Origin of the sequence: Nitrosomonas ureae (assembly GCF_001455205.1) — a bacterium.
GTDB classification, from domain to species: domain Bacteria; phylum Pseudomonadota; class Gammaproteobacteria; order Burkholderiales; family Nitrosomonadaceae; genus Nitrosomonas; species Nitrosomonas ureae.
On sequence record NZ_CP013341.1, the window covers coordinates 3,271,681 to 3,290,376 of the forward strand.

Below are 18,696 nucleotides of genomic sequence, written 5' to 3' on the forward strand. Positions count from 1 at the left end.
TAGAGTAACGAAGATTTTATCTTTCTGCTCCCCAACGGGTAATCAAAGCATGATCGACCCCTAGATGATCAAGAATTCGGGCCACAACAAAATCCACCATATCCTGTATCGTTTCCGGATGATGGTAAAAACCCGGGTTAGCCGGCAGAATTACTGTGCCTGCCCGTGCCAACTTGAGCATATTTTCCAGATGAATTACTGAAAACGGCATCTCCCTGGGAACGATGATAAGTAACCGGTTTTCCTTTAACGCAACATCAGCAGCACGCTCAATCAAATTCTGACTCATACCTGCAGCTATGGCAGCTAAAGTTCCCATGGTACAAGGACAAATAACCATTGCATCAGCCGGATTTGATCCCGAAGCGACTGGCGCAAACCATTCTTCACGCCCAAAAACGCGCAACTGTCCATCTTGCGCATGGAATTGACGACTAAAAAAAGCCTCTGCTTCTTTGGCACTGGCAGGCAGCGTAAAATTCATCTCCTGTTGCGCAACAATCTGTGCCACTTTTGAGTACAGCAGATTAACCTGCTTACCCTTTTGCAACAACATCTCGAGCAAACGAATCCCGTAAGGCATTCCAGATGCTCCGGTCAATGCCAAGGTAATCGTGTGAGGATTTTTCATCGAAATGTACATGGATTTGAAAAACTGGACGAGCTACAAAAAACTAAAGAAAAAGGTACTTAATGCGGATCCTTATTCTCTAATTGGTGATTCATTTCTCGTTCATGCCGTTCGATAAACTCTTTCGTACCGTCTATTCCACGTAATTGCAAGACATAATTTCGCACTGCTGCTTCCACCAGAACAGCCAAATTACGACCCGCTGCAACAGGAATAATTACCTTAGGGATATCAACATTCATGATTTTTTCAGTAAGATCACTAATCGGCAATCGCTCCAATAAACCAGAACCGGCTCCGCCACAATTTTGCAAATGTACAATCAGTTTCATATTTTTCCGCCGTCGCACTGCGGTTTCACCGAAAATTGTACGGATATTCAGCATACCTAATCCGCGCACTTCCAAATAATCTCTCAACATTGGGGGACAGAGGCCTTCCAATGTTTCCGGGGCAATGCGTCGTAATTCAACGACATCATCCGCTACCAAGCCGTGGCCACGACTAATCAATTCCAGAGCCAATTCACTTTTACCGACGCCACTTTCCCCTGTTATCAGCACCCCCACGCCCAGTACGTCTAGAAACACACCGTGCAAACTACAGGACGGTGCCAACACGCTACTTAGATAAGTACGTATTAACCAGATTACTTCCAAGCCGGGAAAAGGTGAATGTAGCAGCGGAATATTGAATGTGCTGGCCATATTGAAAATAGGTGCAGGCACTTCGGCATTATCCGCGACAATAATACAAGCCACGTTACTCTGTTGAGTAAGTTGATTAATCTTTTTCTCCAGAGAAGCGGCTTCCAGTTTTTTTAAATAATGAATCTCATCGATGCTAATTACTTGAATCCAGTCCGGATGAATAAAATTCAAATGGCCAATCATACCCTGACCCGATTGCGCAATCTTCTCATCACTCAATTCAATAGCGCCGCCATTTTGTCCTGCGATCCAGGTCAACTTAAGCTTTTCTTTCTTATCGTCAAAGAGTTGAGCAATACTAATTCGCGACATTCGGCTCCCAATCAACAATAAGTTTATGAATTGCTGCAGCGTCTCTGCAATGTAAGATACTTTCACGAAATGACTTATCACTAAACATTTGCGCCAGCTCGCTTAAAATCTGCAGATGCTTGTCAGTCGCTTTTTCCGGAACCAGTAAAATACATGCGATATTAACCGGTAGACCATCAGGTGCATCAAAAGGCACCCCTTCTTTCATCGTCACCAAAGCCGCTACCGCTTCACGCAATCCCTTTATACGTCCATGCGGAATAGCTACACCTTGCCCCAGGCCAGTTGAACCAAGTTTCTCGCGTGCAAACAAACTATCAAAAACCTGACTACGGGCAATCTGATTTGTATTCTCAAACAATAAACCAGCTTGCTCAAAAACACGTTTTTTACTAGTAACATCTAAATCGACAATAACATTTGAAACGGATAACAGTTGTGAAATTTGATTCATAGGGAATAGAGTCATTTCATCCAAACGGTAGCACAGAATGCAAGGTTTGAACGCAATTAATAGTGTTCACGAAAATACATTAATTCTATCTGGAGAAACTGGATACCTGAATCAGCTCGAATTATCCGAAATCTTGATCTTTCAATGAACCATGATTCCGTCGTTCAAGGTTCTTTTCCTTATGCTTGAGAATTTGCCGGTCCAATTTATCCACCAAACTGTCTATAGATGCATACATATCCTCACTGTCGGTTTCAACAAAAATATCTTTACCGCGCACATGTACATTTGCTTCAGCTTTTTGTTTAAGCTTTTCTACCGATAGAATGACGCTGACATCGATCACATGATCAAAATGACGTGTAACCTTGCTGATTTTTGAGGTCACATAATCTCGCATTGCATCAGTAATTTCTACATGGTTACCAGTAAGTTTAAGGTTCATATTTTTCCTTTATTCGAATTAAATTGATTTACGAAGATTGGCTGCAGGAATCTGTAATGATTCCCGGTACTTCGCAATGGTACGACGCGCAACAACGATCCCTTGTTGTTCAAGAATAGTTGAAATTTTATTATCGCTGAGTGGTTTTTTTGAATTCTCTTCCTGTATCAATTGCTTGATTAATGCACGAATGGCCGTAGCTGAACAAGCTCCTCCTGAATCGGTGGAAACATGACTTCCAAAAAAATATTTAAGCTCAAAAATACCCCGCGGAGTATACATATATTTTTGCGTCGTTACCCGGGATACTGTTGATTCATGCAAATTTAATGTTTCTGCAATTTCCCTTAGCACAAGCGGGCGCATCGCAACTTCTCCATGTTCAAAAAACTGCTGCTGACGTTCTACAATTACACCAGCAACTTTAAGGATAGTGCTTGAACGTTGCTGAACATTTTTAATAAGCCATTTCGCTTCATTCAACTGACTTATGAGACCACGTGCAGAATGATGTTCTTGTTTCAATATATTAGCATATAGATGATTAATATTGAGACGTGGAATTGCGCTCATATTAAGATTCGCCAACCAAACTCCATTTCTTTTTACAACTGTAATATCAGGAATAATGTAGCGTTCACTCTGGAAATTAAACTGAATACCAGGCTTAGGATTCAAATTGGTAATCAGTTTCTGGATAGCTTTTAGGGTTAGATCATCACATCCTAATAACTTTTTGACTTGCGCGAAATCATGTGACGCCAGAATCCCTAAATATTCTTGTACAACTTTTATAGCCTGGGCGCGGTATGTCACTTCACCTGGTAATGCCTGCAGCTGCAATACTAAGCACTCCTTTAGATCACGCGCACCCACACCAGGTGGATCATATTGCTGCAAGTGCATGAGCGCACTTTCCAAATCCTGCAAATCAATCCCCAGTTCTGCTGGTAGCAAATCCACCAGTTCACCCAAGTCCTGCAATAAATAACCATCGTCATTCAAACTGTCAATCAACAACCCAATAATTTTTCTTTCATACTCGGAGATTGAGCTTAAGGACACTTGAAAATTCAAATGTCCTCGCAAACTTAGTGGCTTATCAGGAACCTGCAATGCTTCCCAATCATCATTCTCAAAGGTATTATGAGCAGAACTATTTTCTTGTAACCATTCAGAATCCGGTTCAAAATTTTCTTCCGATACAATATCGGCTTCAGATTCGCTCCCTTCGATTGAAGCACTTTCAGAATCTACGGAACGGGGAGATTCTACAGATTCAGATGAATTATTCGCCTCAGATGAACTCCAGTCATCGCGCAATTCCAACAATGGATTTTCCTGCACAATACGCTCGATTTCTTGATTCAGCTCAAGTGTTGATAACTGTAGCAGTCGGATGGATTGCTGTAACTGAGGAGTTAGTTTCAGTTGCTGAGTCAGCTTGAGTTGGAGTGTTGGCTTCATAATCCCGAAAAAACAACTGTTACTAATTGATGCAACATCAATCCCACCTTTTTCTTATAATCGGAAATGCTCTCCCAAATAAACTTCTCTGACCTTTTCATTATCTATGATTTCTTCCGATCGACCTTTTGCCAGCACATGCCCTTCACTAATGATATAAGCCCGATCGCAAATCCCTAATGTTTCGCGGACATTATGATCGGTAATCAGCACACCGATTTTTCGCTCCTTAAGAAAGGCTATCACTTTCTGGATATCCAGAACCGCAATGGGATCAACCCCAGCAAAAGGCTCATCGAGCAAAATAAAACGAGGTTGCGATGCCAAAGCACGAGCTATCTCAACTCGGCGGCGCTCACCTCCCGATAAACTAATAGCAGGATTATTACGCAAATGACTGATATGCAAATCGTGTAATAAGTCATCTAAATGCCTCTGTTTTGTATCTTCATCCAGGCTTTGCAACTCTAATACTGCGAGAACATTCTCTTCCACCGTCAAGCGCCGAAAAATAGATGCTTCCTGTGGCAAATAACTTAATCCCAGCTTTGCCCGCTGATGAATCTGCAACAGGCTTAAATCCTGATCATCCAAATAGATTCCACCGCCATCAAGAGGCAATAGCCCAACAATCATATAAAAACAGGTTGTTTTTCCAGCACCATTGGGCCCAAGCAAACCAATCACCTCTCCGCTACTGAGTGAAAAGGAAACATCCTCCACGACCGTACGCGACTTATACCGTTTTTTTAAATTATTTGCCTTTAACTCGCTCATACCATGCAATTACATCCGTATTTAACTGGGCAGCTTAAACTATTCGGGTTTATTTTTAGGCTGAATGATTATCCGCACCCGTTTATCGGGTCCTGTCTCAACACCCCGTTCTTTACTGCCAATCACCTGAAAAAACTCACTATTCATATCGTAGGAAATATAATCGCCCAGCACTTCATCTTCACCGCGTATTAATCGCGCTTGACGAAATAATTCGATTTTTTCTGTTTTACTATCGTATTCAGCCCGCTCACTCCAACCCTCTACATACTCATTCATCCGATCACGTTTTTGACGGAAGCTGACAAGACTCCCCGTGGCGGTTGCATGCCGAAACCCTTGCGAATCTTCTTTCATAATTACTTTATCAGCATTAATACGTAAGGTTCCCTGCGTCAGGATTACATTTCCGGTAAAAATACTGATCCGTGTTCCCTCTTTGCGATTCACATCCTCTACGGTTGCACGATCCGCTTCCAAATGAATGGGCTTCTCACGGTCACCGCGCTCAGCCCAAGCAGCAGAAATAGAGAATACACCCCAAAAACACATAGTTATCAGCAGTTTCATAATTTTATCAATTAGTTATTAACAGCGCTTACTTTCGACAGTAGTTGTATCTTTCCAATGCGATTGTTGAACTCCAAGCCAGTCGCATGAATTATAGTATTCAATTTTGTAATGGTCACCGCCCGATCTGTCTTTACCAAATTTTCATCCGGCATGAGGTATAAAAAATCGGTACTCAACGTTATTTTATTTTTGTCGTCATCAGCACCTCTCGTTGCTGATACATTTCCTGTCAAGTAAATATCTGCTCCTTTATTTTTTATCTCAGCTTGATCAGCATGCAAGCGCATGAGAGGATTTCCCGGATCAATATTAATAAAATTTGTTTGCTCCAATTGAGTAACTTTTTCATCCAGATAATGAAGCAGTTTTTGCGCTGAAAATTCACGTTGAATGCCTTCATTATGATCCACTCGAATACCCGACAAATCTTCTACAATATAGTCTGGATTGAAGTAAGTATTATCATTTTTATTTTTCTCAGGCGGCCTGGTTAATACATCTAACCATAATGTCAGCAAAATCAGGATAATGAAAAAAATTAAGGGTGAGCTAAAATAGGGTTGCTTACTCATTAAAAATTACTCGCGCTTAGTTCCAGAATTCTGAATATGGATTATCTCTATTATTAATTTTAATAACATACTCTTGCAAAATTATATCAGAACGCTAATTCTCATTTAATGTATTGACTCTAGAAACTTTTACGCTAGAAACCCTCTAATTTGATCGATGGATCCACATATTCAAATAGAATGCTGTACATTACTTAATAAATCTTTAGGAAAATACCACATGACAATGCCCAAAAGAGTATTTGAATTTGAGCAATATGATCAATTAGAGGACGAAATGTGCGCGCAGCGCATTATCGCAGCCAAAAAGAATCTAGGTAAGCGTGCCGTGATCCTGGCTCATCACTATCAGCGTGCGGATGTATATCGACATGCCGATCTGACGGGCGATTCCTTGAAACTTTCTTTTCTGGCCGCTCAGACCGATGCCGATTATCTGGTATTTTGCGGGGTTCATTTTATGGCTGAAGTTGCGGATATACTCTCAAGCCCAGAACAAGTTGCAATTTTACCCGACTTGGCGGCCGGCTGCTCAATGGCAGATATGGCCAATCTCTCGAATGTCGAACGAGCATGGCGGGAAATCTCAGAAATTATAAATCCTGACGAAACAATTACCCCCGTCACCTATATCAATTCTGCCGCCGATCTTAAAGCCTTTTGCGGCGAACACAATGGTATTGTTTGCACATCCAGCAACGCCAGCAAAGTATTGCAATGGTCTTTTAAACAGCGAGAAAAGGTGCTGTTCTTTCCTGATCAGCATCTGGGCCGCTGGAGTGGACATCAGTTAGGCATTCCATTAGAAGAAATGCCCGTGTGGAATTTTGATGAACCTATGGGTGGATTAACTCCAGAGCAAATTACTAAGGCAAAGATTTTTTTGTGGAAGGGACATTGTTCCGTTCACCAGATGTTTCAACCACAGCATATTATCCGTTTTCGCAATCAATACCCCGACGGCATTGTCATTTCGCATCCGGAATGCAATTATGAAGTTTGCAAAGCTTCGGATTATGTCGGCTCAACCGAGTATATTATTAAAACCATCGCTGCAGCAAAAAGCGGGACGCGCTGGCTGGTTGGCACCGAATTGAATCTGGTCAGCCGGATTACAGAAGAATTCAAATCCCAAGGTAAGATCGTTCAATTTATGTCACCCATGGTATGTATGTGCTCAACCATGGCACGAATTGATCCGCAGCATCTGGCCTGGACGTTAGAGAATCTGGTCAATGGCAATATCGTGAATCAGATCAAAGTACCTCTGGAAGAAGCAAAGCAAGCAAGATTAGCATTGGATAGAATGTTGAAGATTTCATAATCGTGCGTCCCAATATCGGTAGTATAAATCTGGAAACCCGATTGTTGCATTCACAACGAAGCTTATTCATCAATGAAAGATATTGATTTTGTTGAAGGCAACCTCATTACTCTTTTGCATAATGGTGAGGAATATTTTCCTGAGCTAGAGGCCGCAATCGAAAAGGCGCAATTTGAAATACATATTGAAACGTATATTTTGGAATACGATGCCGTTGGCAGAAAGATCATAGCTGCTTTAAAACGCGCAGCACAACGTGACGTATCTGTACATCTGTTATTTGACGGATTTGGCTCACAAAACTTTCCCACGGCAGAAATAAAACCTATGCTGCAAGCCGGTATTAAGGTACTCATATTCCGTCCAGAATTTATATTCTCAATGCCACGTCGTTACCGTCTGCGTCGAATGCACCGCAAATTGACACTTATCGACGCTCAAATCGCCTATATCGGTGGGATTAACATCATTGACGATCAGGACAATCCCGAGAAATTGACACCACGCTTCGATTATGCAGTTGTTATTAAAGGGCCGTTATTGATTCAGATCCATAAGGCTGTGAAACATTTATGGATCCTAGTTGCATGGGCACACTTTAAGAAACGCTGGATCACTCCCAACACTATAAAACCGGCAAACAATTCTTGCGGAAACCAGAAAGCTGCGTTTGTTATCCGCGATAATTGGCGCCATCGCCATGATATTGAGCACGCTTATCTGGAAGGTATTAATCAAGCAAATAATGAAATTATTATTGCCAACGCCTATTTCCTGCCTGGAAGAAAATTCAGTAATGCGTTGAAAAATGCTGCTCGAAGAGGTGTCAATGTCGAACTCTTATTGCAAGGTAGAATTGAATACCCTCTGCAACATTATGCCACTCAGGCGTTATATGAGGATCTATTGCAAGCCGGCATAAAAATTTATGAATATAATCGCAGCTATCTACACGCCAAAGTAGCCGTTATTGATCAATATTGGGCAATAGTAGGTTCATCCAATATTGATCCCTTCAGTTTACTTCTTGCACGCGAGGCCAATGTTTTCATTGCAGACCCTCAGTTCGCCAGCAAGCTGCGAACCAGCCTAAGAACTGCAATTTCACAAGAATCCACCTTAATCACATCAACAGACAAAAAAATTTTTTCCAGATGGAATTATGCAGTAAATTGGTTATGTTTCTATATCGTACGCTTGTTGCAAGGTATGCTAGGTTATGATCGGCATGACAGCAAACTATAATTCCTTATCAATCCCATCAGCTCTCATTTGCATCTAACAATCAAATCACACGAATGAAACATACACAGTACGCATTCACACAATCTGACTTATCTCCAGTACAACTGGATCAAATTACTGCAGCCGCTCAAATTTTGCGTACAGGGGGCATAGTAGCCTTTCCGACTGAGACTGTATATGGACTTGGCGCCGACGTGACAAATCCAGTCGCCATAGAGAAGATTTACAAAATAAAGCAACGCCCTATCGATCATCCGCTGATCGTTCATATTGGCAATATTTCCCATCTTCACTATTGGGCACAAGCTATATCGGACTCAGCATGGAAATTAGCCAATCACTTCTGGCCCGGACCTTTAACATTAATTCTACCGCGCAGCAATCGCATTCCTGATAGTGTTACCGGCGGGCAAGGCACCGTTGGGATCAGATTCCCAGCGCATCCTGTTGCATTGGCTTTATTACGCGCATTAGGACCGGAAAAAGCCTTGGCAGCACCTTCTGCTAACCGTTTTGGACGCATTAGTCCAACCTTGGCAGCGCATGTGCATCAAGAATTAGGCAGCACTGTTGATATGATTCTCGATGGCGGAGCTTGTAATGTAGGCTTGGAAAGCACCATTGTCAGCTTTCACGATGAAATACCGCAAATACTGCGGCCAGGCAGTATTACATTATTAGAACTTGAAGCAGCCTTAAATAACTCTGTCATTCTTGCACATCATATCAATAATCAGTCAATCCGAACTTCTGGGTCATTACCAGCCCACTATGCGCCAATGACACCATTAAGGGTGTATTCGAATACACAAATATGGCAGCAGGCTTTTATACTGGCTGAAAAGAATTTACGCGTCATGGTCATCACCTGGTCGAATACCAATAAACCGGAATTCTCAAATCAATTTATCGAGCAATTCTCCATGCCGGAAGATCCGGTCGCTTATGGTCGACAACTTTATGCTAAATTACGCCAGTTTGATCAAGCAGAATTTGATTATATGCTGATAGAATCACCTCCTGATCATCCCAACTGGTTAGCCATAGCGGACCGTTTGCAACGTGCCAGTTACCATTCACCTGACAACAACTGAAATTAACCAAGAAAATGAAAAATCAAAAAAAGTTGCAAGCTGTACTATTTGATGTTGATGGCACGCTTGCAGATACTGAGCAAGATGGCCATCGCGTTGCTTTCAATGCCGCATTTCAACAATTTAATCTCGATTGGAATTGGGATATTGATCTTTATGGTAAGCTATTAGAAATTACTGGCGGAAAAGAACGAATTCGCTATTTCATGGAAAATTTTGTCCCTTCCGAGCTCAATAAAAACGATCTGACGAATTGGATTGCCAGTCTGCACAAAGCTAAAACCAAATACTTTGAATCACTGATGGAAACTGGCAATATTCCATTGCGTCCCGGTGTTGCACGGTTAATTCAAGAATTACGGCAGAAAAAAATAAAATTTGCAATCGCAACCACAACAACTATGGAAAATGTCACTTCCCTGCTTAAATCCACATTAGGTGAAGAATCAATTGACTGGTTTGACGTCATTGGTGCCGGCGACATTGTTCCATCGAAGAAACCGGCGCCCGATATATATCATTGGGTTCTCAATCAGCTTGATTTGCCTGCACAACAGTGTATCGCAATAGAAGATTCAGAAAATGGACTCAAATCAGCACGAGCCGCACTCCTCCCGACGCTGATCACGGTAAGCGGCTACACCCACCAACAACGCTTTGATGAGGCTGTTGCAGTTTTGTCTGATCTGGGTGAACCCTCAAAGCCATTGACTCAAATACAAGGCGTAACAATTACTCAAGGATGGGTAGATTATGAAATACTCAATAATTTAATTAATCATTGAATTGCGATCACTATTGCTCAATCTATTTTTTATAAATAACGGGTTTAATCTTTTTAATTCATATAAAAATATGAATCTTCCTTATATCAAACTATGCTATAAAAAATCTGATTGTTATCCATGAGCACCCATAGGATTATGGTATAAACATATGAGGTAACGGATACTTTATTATCAATTAACATTGAGGCGGCATTATGGAATCCAGGCAGTCAAAAATCATTATCGTAGCTATTATGAGCACATTAACGTTTCTTTTTAGCTCATCAGAAGTCACCGCCTCAAATGCTAACCACCATATAACTGAAACTATAAAACTCGCTGAAACTGCGCGCATACATGGCAAAGCAGGACACACCAAGACCTTATTAGAATATGCGCAGGAAAGTCTTACTCATGCAAGAGCTGCAGAAAATGAGTTGACAATATCACATCAACGCATAACGGAGTCTATCAAACATCTGGAAAAAGCGATCGCCCTGGCTAATCAGAATGATTCTGAAGTGGCGACAAAGCACATCATACAAGCTCTGGAGTATATGCGACTTCCGATTTTAGAATGAGACTGCAGGGCGATTGTAGAAGGAATAATAATTTCCAACCAGTTGCTGGTCTGCTCATTCCTTTAATTAAGATTGATTGGGTAGATATTCCAATGGATCAACCGGCTTACCATGTTTACGGATCTCAAAATGCAACTGGGTCATATCTGTATCAGTATTTCCCATTTCCGCAATTTTCTGCCCTTTTGCCACAGCCTCGCCTTCTTTGACCAGTAGCCTGCTATTATGGGCATAGGCGCTGAGAAATGTATTGTTATGCTTGATAATGATCAGATTCCCATAACCACGAAGTCCATGTCCACTGTAGACAACTTCACCTGCAGCCGATGCCAATATTGGTTGTCCAGCTTGACCTGATATCTTTACACCCTTCGAATTCTTGGAAAAAGATGATAGTAATTTTCCTGTTGTAGGCCAGATCCATTCAGCAATCGAATGACTTGTTGGTATATCCGCCTTTGATGTTTCGGGTTGAGGAGCCGTTTCAATTTTAGTATTTGCCATCACAGCAGGGGTAACTGGAGAAGGTTGCGCTGCAGATGGCGAGGTATGATTTTCCGGATATTGTAATCGAGCCACATTTTGTTCTGAGAAAGGCAATTTAAGGGCCTTCGGACTCGTTTTTAGCCTACTGGCATCAACATTATTGTTTGCAAAATCGGAAGAATCCACACTCGGTTCGATAGCTGTAGTTATCGGTTGCTGAGGTAATGCAAACAATATGGGCTGTGAATCACTTATCGGCATAGACAAGCTAATTTTTTGTCCTGGCTTGATGGAATTTGGATCTGTAATCTCATTCCATTCCACCAATTTTTTGTAATCAATATTATTTTTAAGCGCAATGCCATATAGGGTATCCCCTTGCTGCACAATATAAAACTGATGACGATCCAGATTGTTGGACTCGATCGATCTAGCTGACGCTGCAGAATCGGTTTTCACACGATCAACAACCGGCACAGGCGGTTGTGTCGTGCTGCATCCCAATAGAAAAAGATAGGTAATCAACAGCAAATAAAAACTACACGTGCACGATTTTGATTTTCTTGTCATAAAAATAAATAACTTAACGATACAATTACAACTATCAGTATTGATCATTGCAACATTTGTCATTTTATGTTCCCCGAGCTACTATTTTTTTACAACCCCCCCGAGCAAGGGGACAAAATTTACCTCTTCCAGCACGGTCTCATTATACCCTTGAGGATTGCGCTCAATAACACACAAATTCTGTTTCTGAGTCCCTTTGGGAAAAATCATTCTGCCACCGACAACTATTTGTTCCAACAATGAAATAGGAACATGTGTAGTCACCGCTGTCATGATAATACCATCAAATGGCCCGGCTTCTGCAAGTCCAAGTAAGCCATCTGCATGTTTTAAATAAATATTTCTAATTTGCAATTCTTGCAATCGAATTCTAGTTCGCGTTAATAATGATCCTATGCGCTCTACCGAATAAACTTTCTGTGCAATCTTTGCTAGTACAGCTGTCTGATATCCACAGCCAGTCCCAATTTCCAGTACTTTTTCTAAGTTTGTATTTACACGCAATAATTCACTCATTCGTGCAACAATCCATGGACTTGATATGGTTTGTCCATAATTTATGGGCAAAGCAACATCTTCGTAAGCTCTGCTCGCAAGCGCTTCTTCAACAAAAATATGACGAGGAATTGTACTCATCGCTGATAAGACCACTTCATCAGCAATCCCTTGTGTACGCAAGCGCTCAATCATGCGCATACGCGTACGCTGAGAGGTCATACCAATTCCAGAATGACTCACATTCACCAATCATTACTCACAAAAATTTATATCACTTAAACATAACAGGTGCCTGATTATCAAGCCACCTTGCTATGAAATCCAATTGATCATATCGGGTTAAATCAATCTGCAGTGGAGTCACTGAAACCCGGTCATTCTGGGTTGCATAAAAGTCTGTACCTTTGCCCGCATCCTGTGCAGGGCCTGCAGCGCCAACCCAGTACATAACTTCTCCGCGAGGACTTTGTGATTTGATCACTGGCTCAGCTTTATGGCGTCGCCCCAGTCGAGTAACCTCGATCCCTTTAAGTTGGTGATACTCGATATCCGGCACATTAATATTTAACAGAACCGGGCTCTGGATTTCATTTTCTCTGAAGTGACTCACCATATCAGCTGCAACACGTGCAGCAGTCAAGTAGTTTCCACGAGACGCATTAACCAAGGAAACGGCTATTGAAGGAATGCCCAGCAAGAAACCTTCGGTAGCCGCGGCAACAGTACCCGAATAGATTGTATCGTCACCCATGTTAGCGCCTTGATTTATGCCGGATATGATCATATCCGGCATTACATCAAGCATACCTGTGACTGCCAGATGGACACAATCCGTTGGTGTTCCATTGACATAATAAAAACCATTATGAGATTTTTGCAAGTTAAGCGGGCGATCCAGTGTTAATGAATTACTGGATCCACTTCGATCCCTTTCAGGAGCAACTACTATGATTTCTGCCATTTTCGAGAGAAAATCAGCAAGACAAGCAAGACCGGGCGCAAAATAGCCATCATCGTTACTGAGCAATATGCGCATTTTTATAAGCTACTGGTTATAAATTTATCGAAAGAAATATGTTCCGGCACATTAAATTTTGCATCAATCAAATTTACAGACATACTTAATCACATGGTCGGGGCGAGAGGATTCGAACCTCCGACCACTTGCACCCCATGCAAGTACGCTACCAGGCTGCGCTACGCCCCGAGTGCATAATTATAGCAAACAAAACACTCAAACTTTTGAAGCTATCACTGAAATACTATTTCATGAAAGCAATTGTGACTTAATACTATTAATCTCACACCGGATATAACCTAAATCCATCTTTGGAAAAAACAGATTAATATTGTCTTTATCAGATGTATGTGATTCTGTAATATGTTCCAATTGATTCCGTGCACCGTTGATTGTAAAGCCTTGTACGTACAGTAGCTCTCTAATGCGCCGTATCAATAAAATTTCTTGGCGTTGGTAATAACGACGATTTCCACGACGTTTAACTGGTTTTAATTGTAAAAATTCGTGCTCCCAATAGCGCAACACATGCGGTTTGACATCACAAAGTATCCCTACCTCCCCAATTGTAAAATAGCGCTTAGCAGGGATTGGCAACAATGTGTTATTTGTTTTTTTACTTTCCATGATAATTTTTTTCGACCAAGGCTTTTAATTTCTGACTAGCATGAAATGTCACTACACGACGTGCAGTAATCGGAATTTCTTCACCTGTTTTTGGGTTCCTTCCGGGGCGTTGCGGTTTTGAACGTAACTGAAAATTGCCAAAACCGGACAATTTAACACCCTCTCCGTTTTGTAAGGCGGTGCGCACTTCCTCATAGAAAGACTCAACCATGTCTTTCGCTTCACGTTTATTTAGTCCGACATTCTCAAATAATAGATCAGCTAATTCAGCTTTTGTTAATGCCATACTTCACTCCTTTTAATTATAATTTTGTGTAAATATTAACTTAATACAGAGGCAATTCAGTAATTAGTAGCGCCCTTAGAAAATACAGATTAATACGCTATCAAGATTATTAATCTACGAAGGAAATTCAAGTACAAATCTTAACAAGTATCAGTTACGCAGTTCGGCGCCAAACTGATTTTTCAATATTGTTATTAGACTTGTTATTGCATATTCTGCTTGCTCATCCGTCAGTGTTTTCTCAGTATCTTGCAACAATACACGGAATGCAAGACTTTTTTTGTTACTTTCCATACCGTTACCGCGATAAATATCAAATAATGATATATCCGATATAATTGCTGATTTCACTGTCTGCATACAGGATAGTAATGAATATGCACTAATCTCATTATCAACAATAATTGCAATATCTCGTCTTACAGGCGGGAATTTAGAAATCTCCTTGATAAGGGGCAGAAGTTTTGGTTTTAAGCTGTGTAAATTAAGTTCAAACAATATCGTATTTTTTTGTAAACCGTATTTCGTTTGCCAGCGTGGATGCAATTCACCAATCCATCCAATAATTCTGTCTTCGAAGCAGATTTCTGCCGATTTTCCAGGATGTAATGCCGGATGAGAAAATCTTTTAAACTCAACTGATTTACCTCGGCACAGAACTTCCACATCTGCTTTAATATCATAGAAATCAACGTTTCTTGCCGCTATTCCCCATTGCTCAGATGAAAAATCTCCATAGCTAAGGCCGGAAATTTTTTCTATTTGCTTACAATCCCTCTCATCCTCGCGTAAAAAACAACAACCAACTTCAAACAAACGCACCCTAACTTGCTTACGATTTAAATTAAACTGTAAGTTGGCAATAAGCCCGCCAATCAGCGTACTACGCATTACATTCATCTGACTTGAAATCGGATTCAGCAACATGATTGGCTTATGATTATCTACAAAATCAGCTTCCCAATCAGCATCTACGAAAGAATAATTAATAACCTCTTGATAATCAAGATTTATTAATGTTTGTTTAATTTCTATTGTGGTATGTTGCGTTTCAGGTTCCGGTAACATCGTCATACTGGCATACGGATAATGAGTGGGAATGTGGTCATAACCATAAATGCGCGCCAGCTCCTCAATAAAATCTTCTTCTATCATTAGATCAAAACGATAGGTGGGTGGCATCACACTAAAACACTTATCTTTCTCAGAGAATTTAAATCCTAATCGTCTAAAATAATTACCGATTTGCTCCTTATTGAGATCAATACCCAATATCCGTTTTATTCGTTCCATACGTACATCAACTGACGATCGTTGAGGTAATTCATGCTTTATTTCGATTACCGCGCCTGCTTGACCACCGCAGATGCTATGAATCAGATATGAAGCACGTTCAAGTGCGCTTCTTGTGGCTGCAAAGTCTACTCCACGTTCAAAACGATAAGCCGAATCTGAGCTAAAGCCTAGATGAAACGACTTACCACTGATTACAGCAGGACTAAAAAATGCACTTTCTAAGAAAATATCCGTGGTGCTATACGTCACACCACTCTCCGAACCACCCATGATGCCGGCTAATGCGAGTGGTTTATGCTCATCCGTTATTAAAAGCATTTCCGGAGTCAAGTCTACTTGATCACCATTCAATAATTGAATTTTCTCATGCGAAAACGCATAACGTACTTGGATAGAACCACCTGTTATCTTAGCTAGATCAAAGGCATGCATGGGTTGACCTATTTCCAACATTACATAATTGGTAATATCAACGACTGGATTAATTGATCGTATACCACTACGTTCTAATCTCTGTGTCAGCCATAGGGGCGTTGTCACATTCAGATTAATATTCCGCAATAACCGGCCGCAATATAGCGGACACGCATCTGGAGCAGTCACATGCACATTAAGCGTATCATTAATTTCGTCAGAAACATTTTCTATTGCAAACGGAAGCAGGATGTCGGTATCTGTTATGGCTGAAACTTCCCGGGCTACGCCTTGTACGCCCAGGCAATCAGCTCGATTAGGAGTCAAACTCAATGTAAAAATTCTATCCTCAAGCTGATAATAACTGCGAAAATCCATACCGACCGGAGCATCATTAGGAAGTAATAACAAACCATCCGCCACTTCACTAATACCTAATTCTTTTGCTGAACATAGCATTCCGGAAGAATCTATACCTCGCAATTTCGTTTTTCTGATCATGAGGTTGGGTAAATTTGCCCCGATCAGTGCACAGGGTACTCTTGCTCCAACACTTACATTAGGTGCACCACAGACAATCTGCAATAGATCATTATCTGATTTTCCTGTTTTCACATTACAAACGGATAGTTTATCTGCCGTGGGATGCCTCTCAACCGAAACAACTTCTGCCACGACCACATTATCAAAAGCAGATGCTACTGGCTCAATACTTTCAACTTCGATGCCAGCCATCGTGAGTGCATGCGCAAGCTGATCACCAGAGTACGCAGGATTAACAAAACTTCGTAACCAGATTTCAGAAAATTTCATGGAAATTCACAACTAATACAGTAAGTAAATTTTTTGGATTCAATTAAATTGTTTAAGAAAACGCAAATCATTTTCAAAAAACAATCTCAAATCATTGACACCATATCTGAGCATTGTCAAGCGCTCCACACCCAAACCGAATGCGAATCCAATGTATTGTTCACTATCGATCGCGACATGCTTTAATACGTTAGGATGAATCATTCCACACCCGAGCACTTCCAACCAACCTGTATGACTACATATTCGGCAGCCTTTTCCACTACAGATCACACAACCAATATCCATCTCAGCAGAAGGTTCGGTAAATGGGAAAAAAGATGGCCTGAATCTTACTGGCAAATCATCATGTTCAAAAAATTGTGCCATAAAATTGGCTAAAACACCTTTTAAAGCAGAAAAATTGGCATTCTCGTCAATCCATAAGCCTTCTACTTGGTGAAACATTGGTGTATGCGTCACATCAGAATCACAACGATAAACCCGACCGGGCGCAATCACTTTGACGGGTGGTTTATTATTCTGCATATATCGAATTTGAACCGGCGATGTATGTGTGCGCAACAAATCCCCATTATCAATATAAAACGTATCATGCATAGCGCGAGCCGGGTGATTTTTTGGAATGTTCAGGGCTGTAAAATTATAAAAATCAGTTTCTATTTCAGGTCCTGAGACTACATTGAAACCAATTGAATGAAATAATCCCTCAATGCGCTGCAGAGTCTGAGTTACAGGATGCAGCCCACCAACACCATGCCCTCTACCCGGCAAAGTAACATCTAATGCCTCTTCCGTCAGTTTTTTTTCTAGTTCTTTAGCTTGAATTACACTACGCCGGTTTTTAAGCGTTGACTCTAATTGGATTTTTGCTTCATTGATCTGACTGCCTATAATAGGACGCTCTTCAACTGGAAGCTTTCCTAACCCTTTGAGCAATTCGGTAAGAATGCCGTTCTTGCCGAGATAACGCGCCTTAACATTTTCCAACTCTGCAGCATCTTCGATAATATTCATCAAAGTTTCTGCTTCAGAAATAATTTCTTTCAGATTTTCCATGCTAATTTAGCGTTGAGAATTATTTTTTGTTCATTATTATTTTCATAAGAAAAAGGGAGGCTCAGGGTTTACCCGACCTCCCATCAATATATTATCCCTAATAATTATGTCGCTAAACTAGCCTTAGCTTGTTCTACGATTCTCTCAAAAGCACTCTTATCAAACACGGCCAAATCAGCCAAAACTTTTCTATCTACTTCTATACTGGCTTTTTTCAAACCATTCATAAACACACTGTACGATAAGCCACACTCACGAGCAGCCGCATTGATCCGTGCAATCCATAAAGCTCTAAATTGTCTTTTACGTTGACGGCGATCACGATAGGCATACTGACCAGCCTTCATAACAGCCTGTTTTGCTATGCGATAAACATTTTTTCTACGTCCTCGATAGCCTTTAGCTAAATCCAATATTTTTTTATGCCGCGCATGTGCGGTTACACCACGTTTTACTCTAGGCATGCTTACTCCTTTTTTATGCGTAAGGCATCATAGTACGGATAGCGTTTTCATTGGTAAAATGAACTTCCGCTATACCTCGTAATTGACGTTTATTTTTTGTTGTTTTTTTTGTCAATATATGACGTTTAAAAGCTTGCGAGCGTTTAATACTTCCGCTCGCTCGAAATTTAAAGCGCTTCGCTGCTCCGCTTTTAGTTTTCATCTTAGGCATAA

The 18,696-nt window shown here is 41.0% G+C and carries 22 protein-coding genes and 1 tRNA gene; 5 read left to right on the forward strand and 18 right to left on the reverse strand.

Going from position 1 to position 18,696, the window contains the following annotated elements; all coding sequences use genetic code 11:
• Positions 1-16: 16 nt before the first annotated feature.
• From ATY38_RS15095 to lptC, 8 genes are all read right to left on the reverse strand, one after another.
• Positions 17-631 (reverse strand): flavin prenyltransferase UbiX, encoded by a 615-nt coding sequence (locus tag ATY38_RS15095; RefSeq protein WP_062560240.1) that lies wholly within the window; start codon positions 629-631, stop codon positions 17-19.
• Between the two features lie 59 nt (positions 632-690).
• Positions 691-1,653, reverse strand: a complete 963-nt coding sequence (hprK, locus tag ATY38_RS15100) for an HPr(Ser) kinase/phosphatase (protein WP_062560016.1) — start codon at positions 1,651-1,653, stop codon at positions 691-693.
• On the reverse strand, positions 1,640-2,107 hold the full coding sequence (locus ATY38_RS15105) for a PTS sugar transporter subunit IIA (protein ID WP_062560017.1): 468 nt from the start codon (positions 2,105-2,107) through the stop codon (positions 1,640-1,642). The genes hprK and ATY38_RS15105 overlap by 14 nt, the downstream gene beginning before the upstream one ends.
• A gap of 121 nt (positions 2,108-2,228) precedes the next feature.
• The gene (gene hpf / locus ATY38_RS15110; RefSeq protein WP_013647966.1) at positions 2,229-2,552 is read right to left on the reverse strand and encodes a ribosome hibernation-promoting factor, HPF/YfiA family; all 324 of its coding nucleotides are present in this window, start codon (positions 2,550-2,552) and stop codon (positions 2,229-2,231) included.
• 18 nt (positions 2,553-2,570) lie between these two features.
• Entirely contained in the window at positions 2,571-4,019 is a 1,449-nt protein-coding gene (locus tag ATY38_RS15115; RefSeq protein WP_062560018.1) for an RNA polymerase factor sigma-54, read from the reverse strand.
• Positions 4,020-4,073: 54 nt separating this feature from the next.
• Positions 4,074-4,796, reverse strand: a complete 723-nt coding sequence (gene lptB / locus ATY38_RS15120; protein ID WP_062560019.1) for an LPS export ABC transporter ATP-binding protein — start codon at positions 4,794-4,796, stop codon at positions 4,074-4,076.
• Positions 4,797-4,835: 39 nt separating this feature from the next.
• A complete protein-coding gene (lptA, locus tag ATY38_RS15125; protein WP_062560020.1) occupies positions 4,836-5,366 on the reverse strand; it encodes a lipopolysaccharide transport periplasmic protein LptA in 531 nt (176 codons plus the stop codon).
• An 11-nt stretch (positions 5,367-5,377) separates the two neighbouring features.
• Positions 5,378-5,941, reverse strand: a complete 564-nt coding sequence (lptC, locus tag ATY38_RS15130) for an LPS export ABC transporter periplasmic protein LptC (protein WP_062560021.1) — start codon at positions 5,939-5,941, stop codon at positions 5,378-5,380.
• Positions 5,942-6,161: 220 nt separating this feature from the next.
• Here lptC and nadA point away from each other — a divergent pair, with 220 nt between their 5' ends.
• The 5 genes from nadA (at position 6,162) to smbP (ending at position 10,952) form a co-directional block, all read left to right on the forward strand.
• On the forward strand, positions 6,162-7,265 hold the full coding sequence (gene nadA, locus ATY38_RS15135; RefSeq protein WP_418006927.1) for a quinolinate synthase NadA: 1,104 nt from the start codon (positions 6,162-6,164) through the stop codon (positions 7,263-7,265).
• A 72-nt stretch (positions 7,266-7,337) separates the two neighbouring features.
• The gene (gene clsB / locus ATY38_RS15140; protein WP_082633059.1) at positions 7,338-8,510 is read left to right on the forward strand and encodes a cardiolipin synthase ClsB; all 1,173 of its coding nucleotides are present in this window, start codon (positions 7,338-7,340) and stop codon (positions 8,508-8,510) included.
• A 53-nt stretch (positions 8,511-8,563) separates the two neighbouring features.
• Positions 8,564-9,604: an L-threonylcarbamoyladenylate synthase gene (locus tag ATY38_RS15145; protein ID WP_062560022.1), complete on the forward strand. Its 1,041-nt coding sequence runs from the start codon at positions 8,564-8,566 to the stop codon at positions 9,602-9,604.
• A 14-nt stretch (positions 9,605-9,618) separates the two neighbouring features.
• Positions 9,619-10,389: an HAD family hydrolase gene (locus tag ATY38_RS15150; RefSeq protein WP_062560023.1), complete on the forward strand. Its 771-nt coding sequence runs from the start codon at positions 9,619-9,621 to the stop codon at positions 10,387-10,389.
• Positions 10,390-10,586: 197 nt separating this feature from the next.
• The gene (smbP, locus tag ATY38_RS15155; protein WP_062560024.1) at positions 10,587-10,952 is read left to right on the forward strand and encodes a small metal-binding protein SmbP; all 366 of its coding nucleotides are present in this window, start codon (positions 10,587-10,589) and stop codon (positions 10,950-10,952) included.
• Positions 10,953-11,018: 66 nt separating this feature from the next.
• Here smbP and ATY38_RS15160 read toward each other — a convergent pair whose 3' ends face one another.
• The 10 genes from ATY38_RS15160 to rpmI all read right to left on the reverse strand — a co-directional run bounded on the left by ATY38_RS15160 (position 11,019) and on the right by rpmI (position 18,694).
• Entirely contained in the window at positions 11,019-12,071 is a 1,053-nt protein-coding gene (locus ATY38_RS15160; protein WP_062560025.1) for a peptidoglycan DD-metalloendopeptidase family protein, read from the reverse strand.
• 18 nt (positions 12,072-12,089) lie between these two features.
• Entirely contained in the window at positions 12,090-12,752 is a 663-nt protein-coding gene (locus ATY38_RS15165) for a protein-L-isoaspartate(D-aspartate) O-methyltransferase (protein ID WP_062560243.1), read from the reverse strand.
• 25 nt (positions 12,753-12,777) lie between these two features.
• Positions 12,778-13,542, reverse strand: a complete 765-nt coding sequence (gene surE, locus ATY38_RS15170; protein WP_062560026.1) for a 5'/3'-nucleotidase SurE — start codon at positions 13,540-13,542, stop codon at positions 12,778-12,780.
• Positions 13,543-13,636: 94 nt separating this feature from the next.
• Positions 13,637-13,713 (reverse strand) — tRNA-Pro (locus ATY38_RS15175).
• 60 nt (positions 13,714-13,773) lie between these two features.
• Positions 13,774-14,151: a MerR family transcriptional regulator gene (locus tag ATY38_RS15180; RefSeq protein WP_062560027.1), complete on the reverse strand. Its 378-nt coding sequence runs from the start codon at positions 14,149-14,151 to the stop codon at positions 13,774-13,776.
• Entirely contained in the window at positions 14,141-14,437 is a 297-nt protein-coding gene (locus tag ATY38_RS15185) for an integration host factor subunit alpha (protein WP_013647980.1), read from the reverse strand. The genes ATY38_RS15180 and ATY38_RS15185 overlap by 11 nt, the downstream gene beginning before the upstream one ends.
• A gap of 150 nt (positions 14,438-14,587) precedes the next feature.
• On the reverse strand, positions 14,588-16,960 hold the full coding sequence (gene pheT / locus ATY38_RS15190; protein ID WP_062560028.1) for a phenylalanine--tRNA ligase subunit beta: 2,373 nt from the start codon (positions 16,958-16,960) through the stop codon (positions 14,588-14,590).
• A 39-nt stretch (positions 16,961-16,999) separates the two neighbouring features.
• Positions 17,000-18,019, reverse strand: coding sequence for a phenylalanine--tRNA ligase subunit alpha (gene pheS / locus ATY38_RS15195; RefSeq protein ID WP_062560029.1), 1,020 nt, complete (start codon positions 18,017-18,019; stop codon positions 17,000-17,002).
• A 104-nt stretch (positions 18,020-18,123) separates the two neighbouring features.
• A complete protein-coding gene (rplT, locus tag ATY38_RS15200) occupies positions 18,124-18,483 on the reverse strand; it encodes a 50S ribosomal protein L20 (protein WP_062560030.1) in 360 nt (119 codons plus the stop codon).
• Between the two features lie 13 nt (positions 18,484-18,496).
• On the reverse strand, positions 18,497-18,694 hold the full coding sequence (gene rpmI / locus ATY38_RS15205; RefSeq protein WP_013647984.1) for a 50S ribosomal protein L35: 198 nt from the start codon (positions 18,692-18,694) through the stop codon (positions 18,497-18,499).
• Positions 18,695-18,696: the final 2 nt, after the last annotated feature.

Excerpts from the sequence above, each read along its gene's own strand:
- nadA (WP_418006927.1), top strand. The coding sequence starts at position 6,162 with ATGACAATGCCCAAAAGAGTATTTGAATTTGAGCAATATGATCAATTA.
- ATY38_RS15160 (WP_062560025.1), bottom strand. The coding sequence starts at position 12,071 with ATGACAAATGTTGCAATGATCAATACTGATAGTTGTAATTGTATCGTT.
- rplT (WP_062560030.1), bottom strand. The coding sequence starts at position 18,483 with ATGCCTAGAGTAAAACGTGGTGTAACCGCACATGCGCGGCATAAAAAA.
- rpmI (WP_013647984.1), bottom strand. The coding sequence starts at position 18,694 with ATGCCTAAGATGAAAACTAAAAGCGGAGCAGCGAAGCGCTTTAAATTT.
- ATY38_RS15150 (WP_062560023.1), top strand. The coding sequence starts at position 9,619 with ATGAAAAATCAAAAAAAGTTGCAAGCTGTACTATTTGATGTTGATGGC.
- ATY38_RS15115 (WP_062560018.1), bottom strand. The coding sequence starts at position 4,019 with ATGAAGCCAACACTCCAACTCAAGCTGACTCAGCAACTGAAACTAACT.
- surE (WP_062560026.1), bottom strand. The coding sequence starts at position 13,542 with ATGCGCATATTGCTCAGTAACGATGATGGCTATTTTGCGCCCGGTCTT.
- lptB (WP_062560019.1), bottom strand. The coding sequence starts at position 4,796 with ATGAGCGAGTTAAAGGCAAATAATTTAAAAAAACGGTATAAGTCGCGT.
- clsB (WP_082633059.1), top strand. The coding sequence starts at position 7,338 with ATGAAAGATATTGATTTTGTTGAAGGCAACCTCATTACTCTTTTGCAT.
- smbP (WP_062560024.1), top strand. The coding sequence starts at position 10,587 with ATGGAATCCAGGCAGTCAAAAATCATTATCGTAGCTATTATGAGCACA.
- ATY38_RS15105 (WP_062560017.1), bottom strand. The coding sequence starts at position 2,107 with ATGAATCAAATTTCACAACTGTTATCCGTTTCAAATGTTATTGTCGAT.
- ATY38_RS15180 (WP_062560027.1), bottom strand. The coding sequence starts at position 14,151 with ATGGAAAGTAAAAAAACAAATAACACATTGTTGCCAATCCCTGCTAAG.
- lptA (WP_062560020.1), bottom strand. The coding sequence starts at position 5,366 with ATGAAACTGCTGATAACTATGTGTTTTTGGGGTGTATTCTCTATTTCT.
- ATY38_RS15185 (WP_013647980.1), bottom strand. The coding sequence starts at position 14,437 with ATGGCATTAACAAAAGCTGAATTAGCTGATCTATTATTTGAGAATGTC.
- pheT (WP_062560028.1), bottom strand. The coding sequence starts at position 16,960 with ATGAAATTTTCTGAAATCTGGTTACGAAGTTTTGTTAATCCTGCGTAC.
- hprK (WP_062560016.1), bottom strand. The coding sequence starts at position 1,653 with ATGTCGCGAATTAGTATTGCTCAACTCTTTGACGATAAGAAAGAAAAG.
- hpf (WP_013647966.1), bottom strand. The coding sequence starts at position 2,552 with ATGAACCTTAAACTTACTGGTAACCATGTAGAAATTACTGATGCAATG.
- pheS (WP_062560029.1), bottom strand. The coding sequence starts at position 18,019 with ATGGAAAATCTGAAAGAAATTATTTCTGAAGCAGAAACTTTGATGAAT.
- ATY38_RS15145 (WP_062560022.1), top strand. The coding sequence starts at position 8,564 with ATGAAACATACACAGTACGCATTCACACAATCTGACTTATCTCCAGTA.
- ATY38_RS15095 (WP_062560240.1), bottom strand. The coding sequence starts at position 631 with ATGAAAAATCCTCACACGATTACCTTGGCATTGACCGGAGCATCTGGA.
- lptC (WP_062560021.1), bottom strand. The coding sequence starts at position 5,941 with ATGAGTAAGCAACCCTATTTTAGCTCACCCTTAATTTTTTTCATTATC.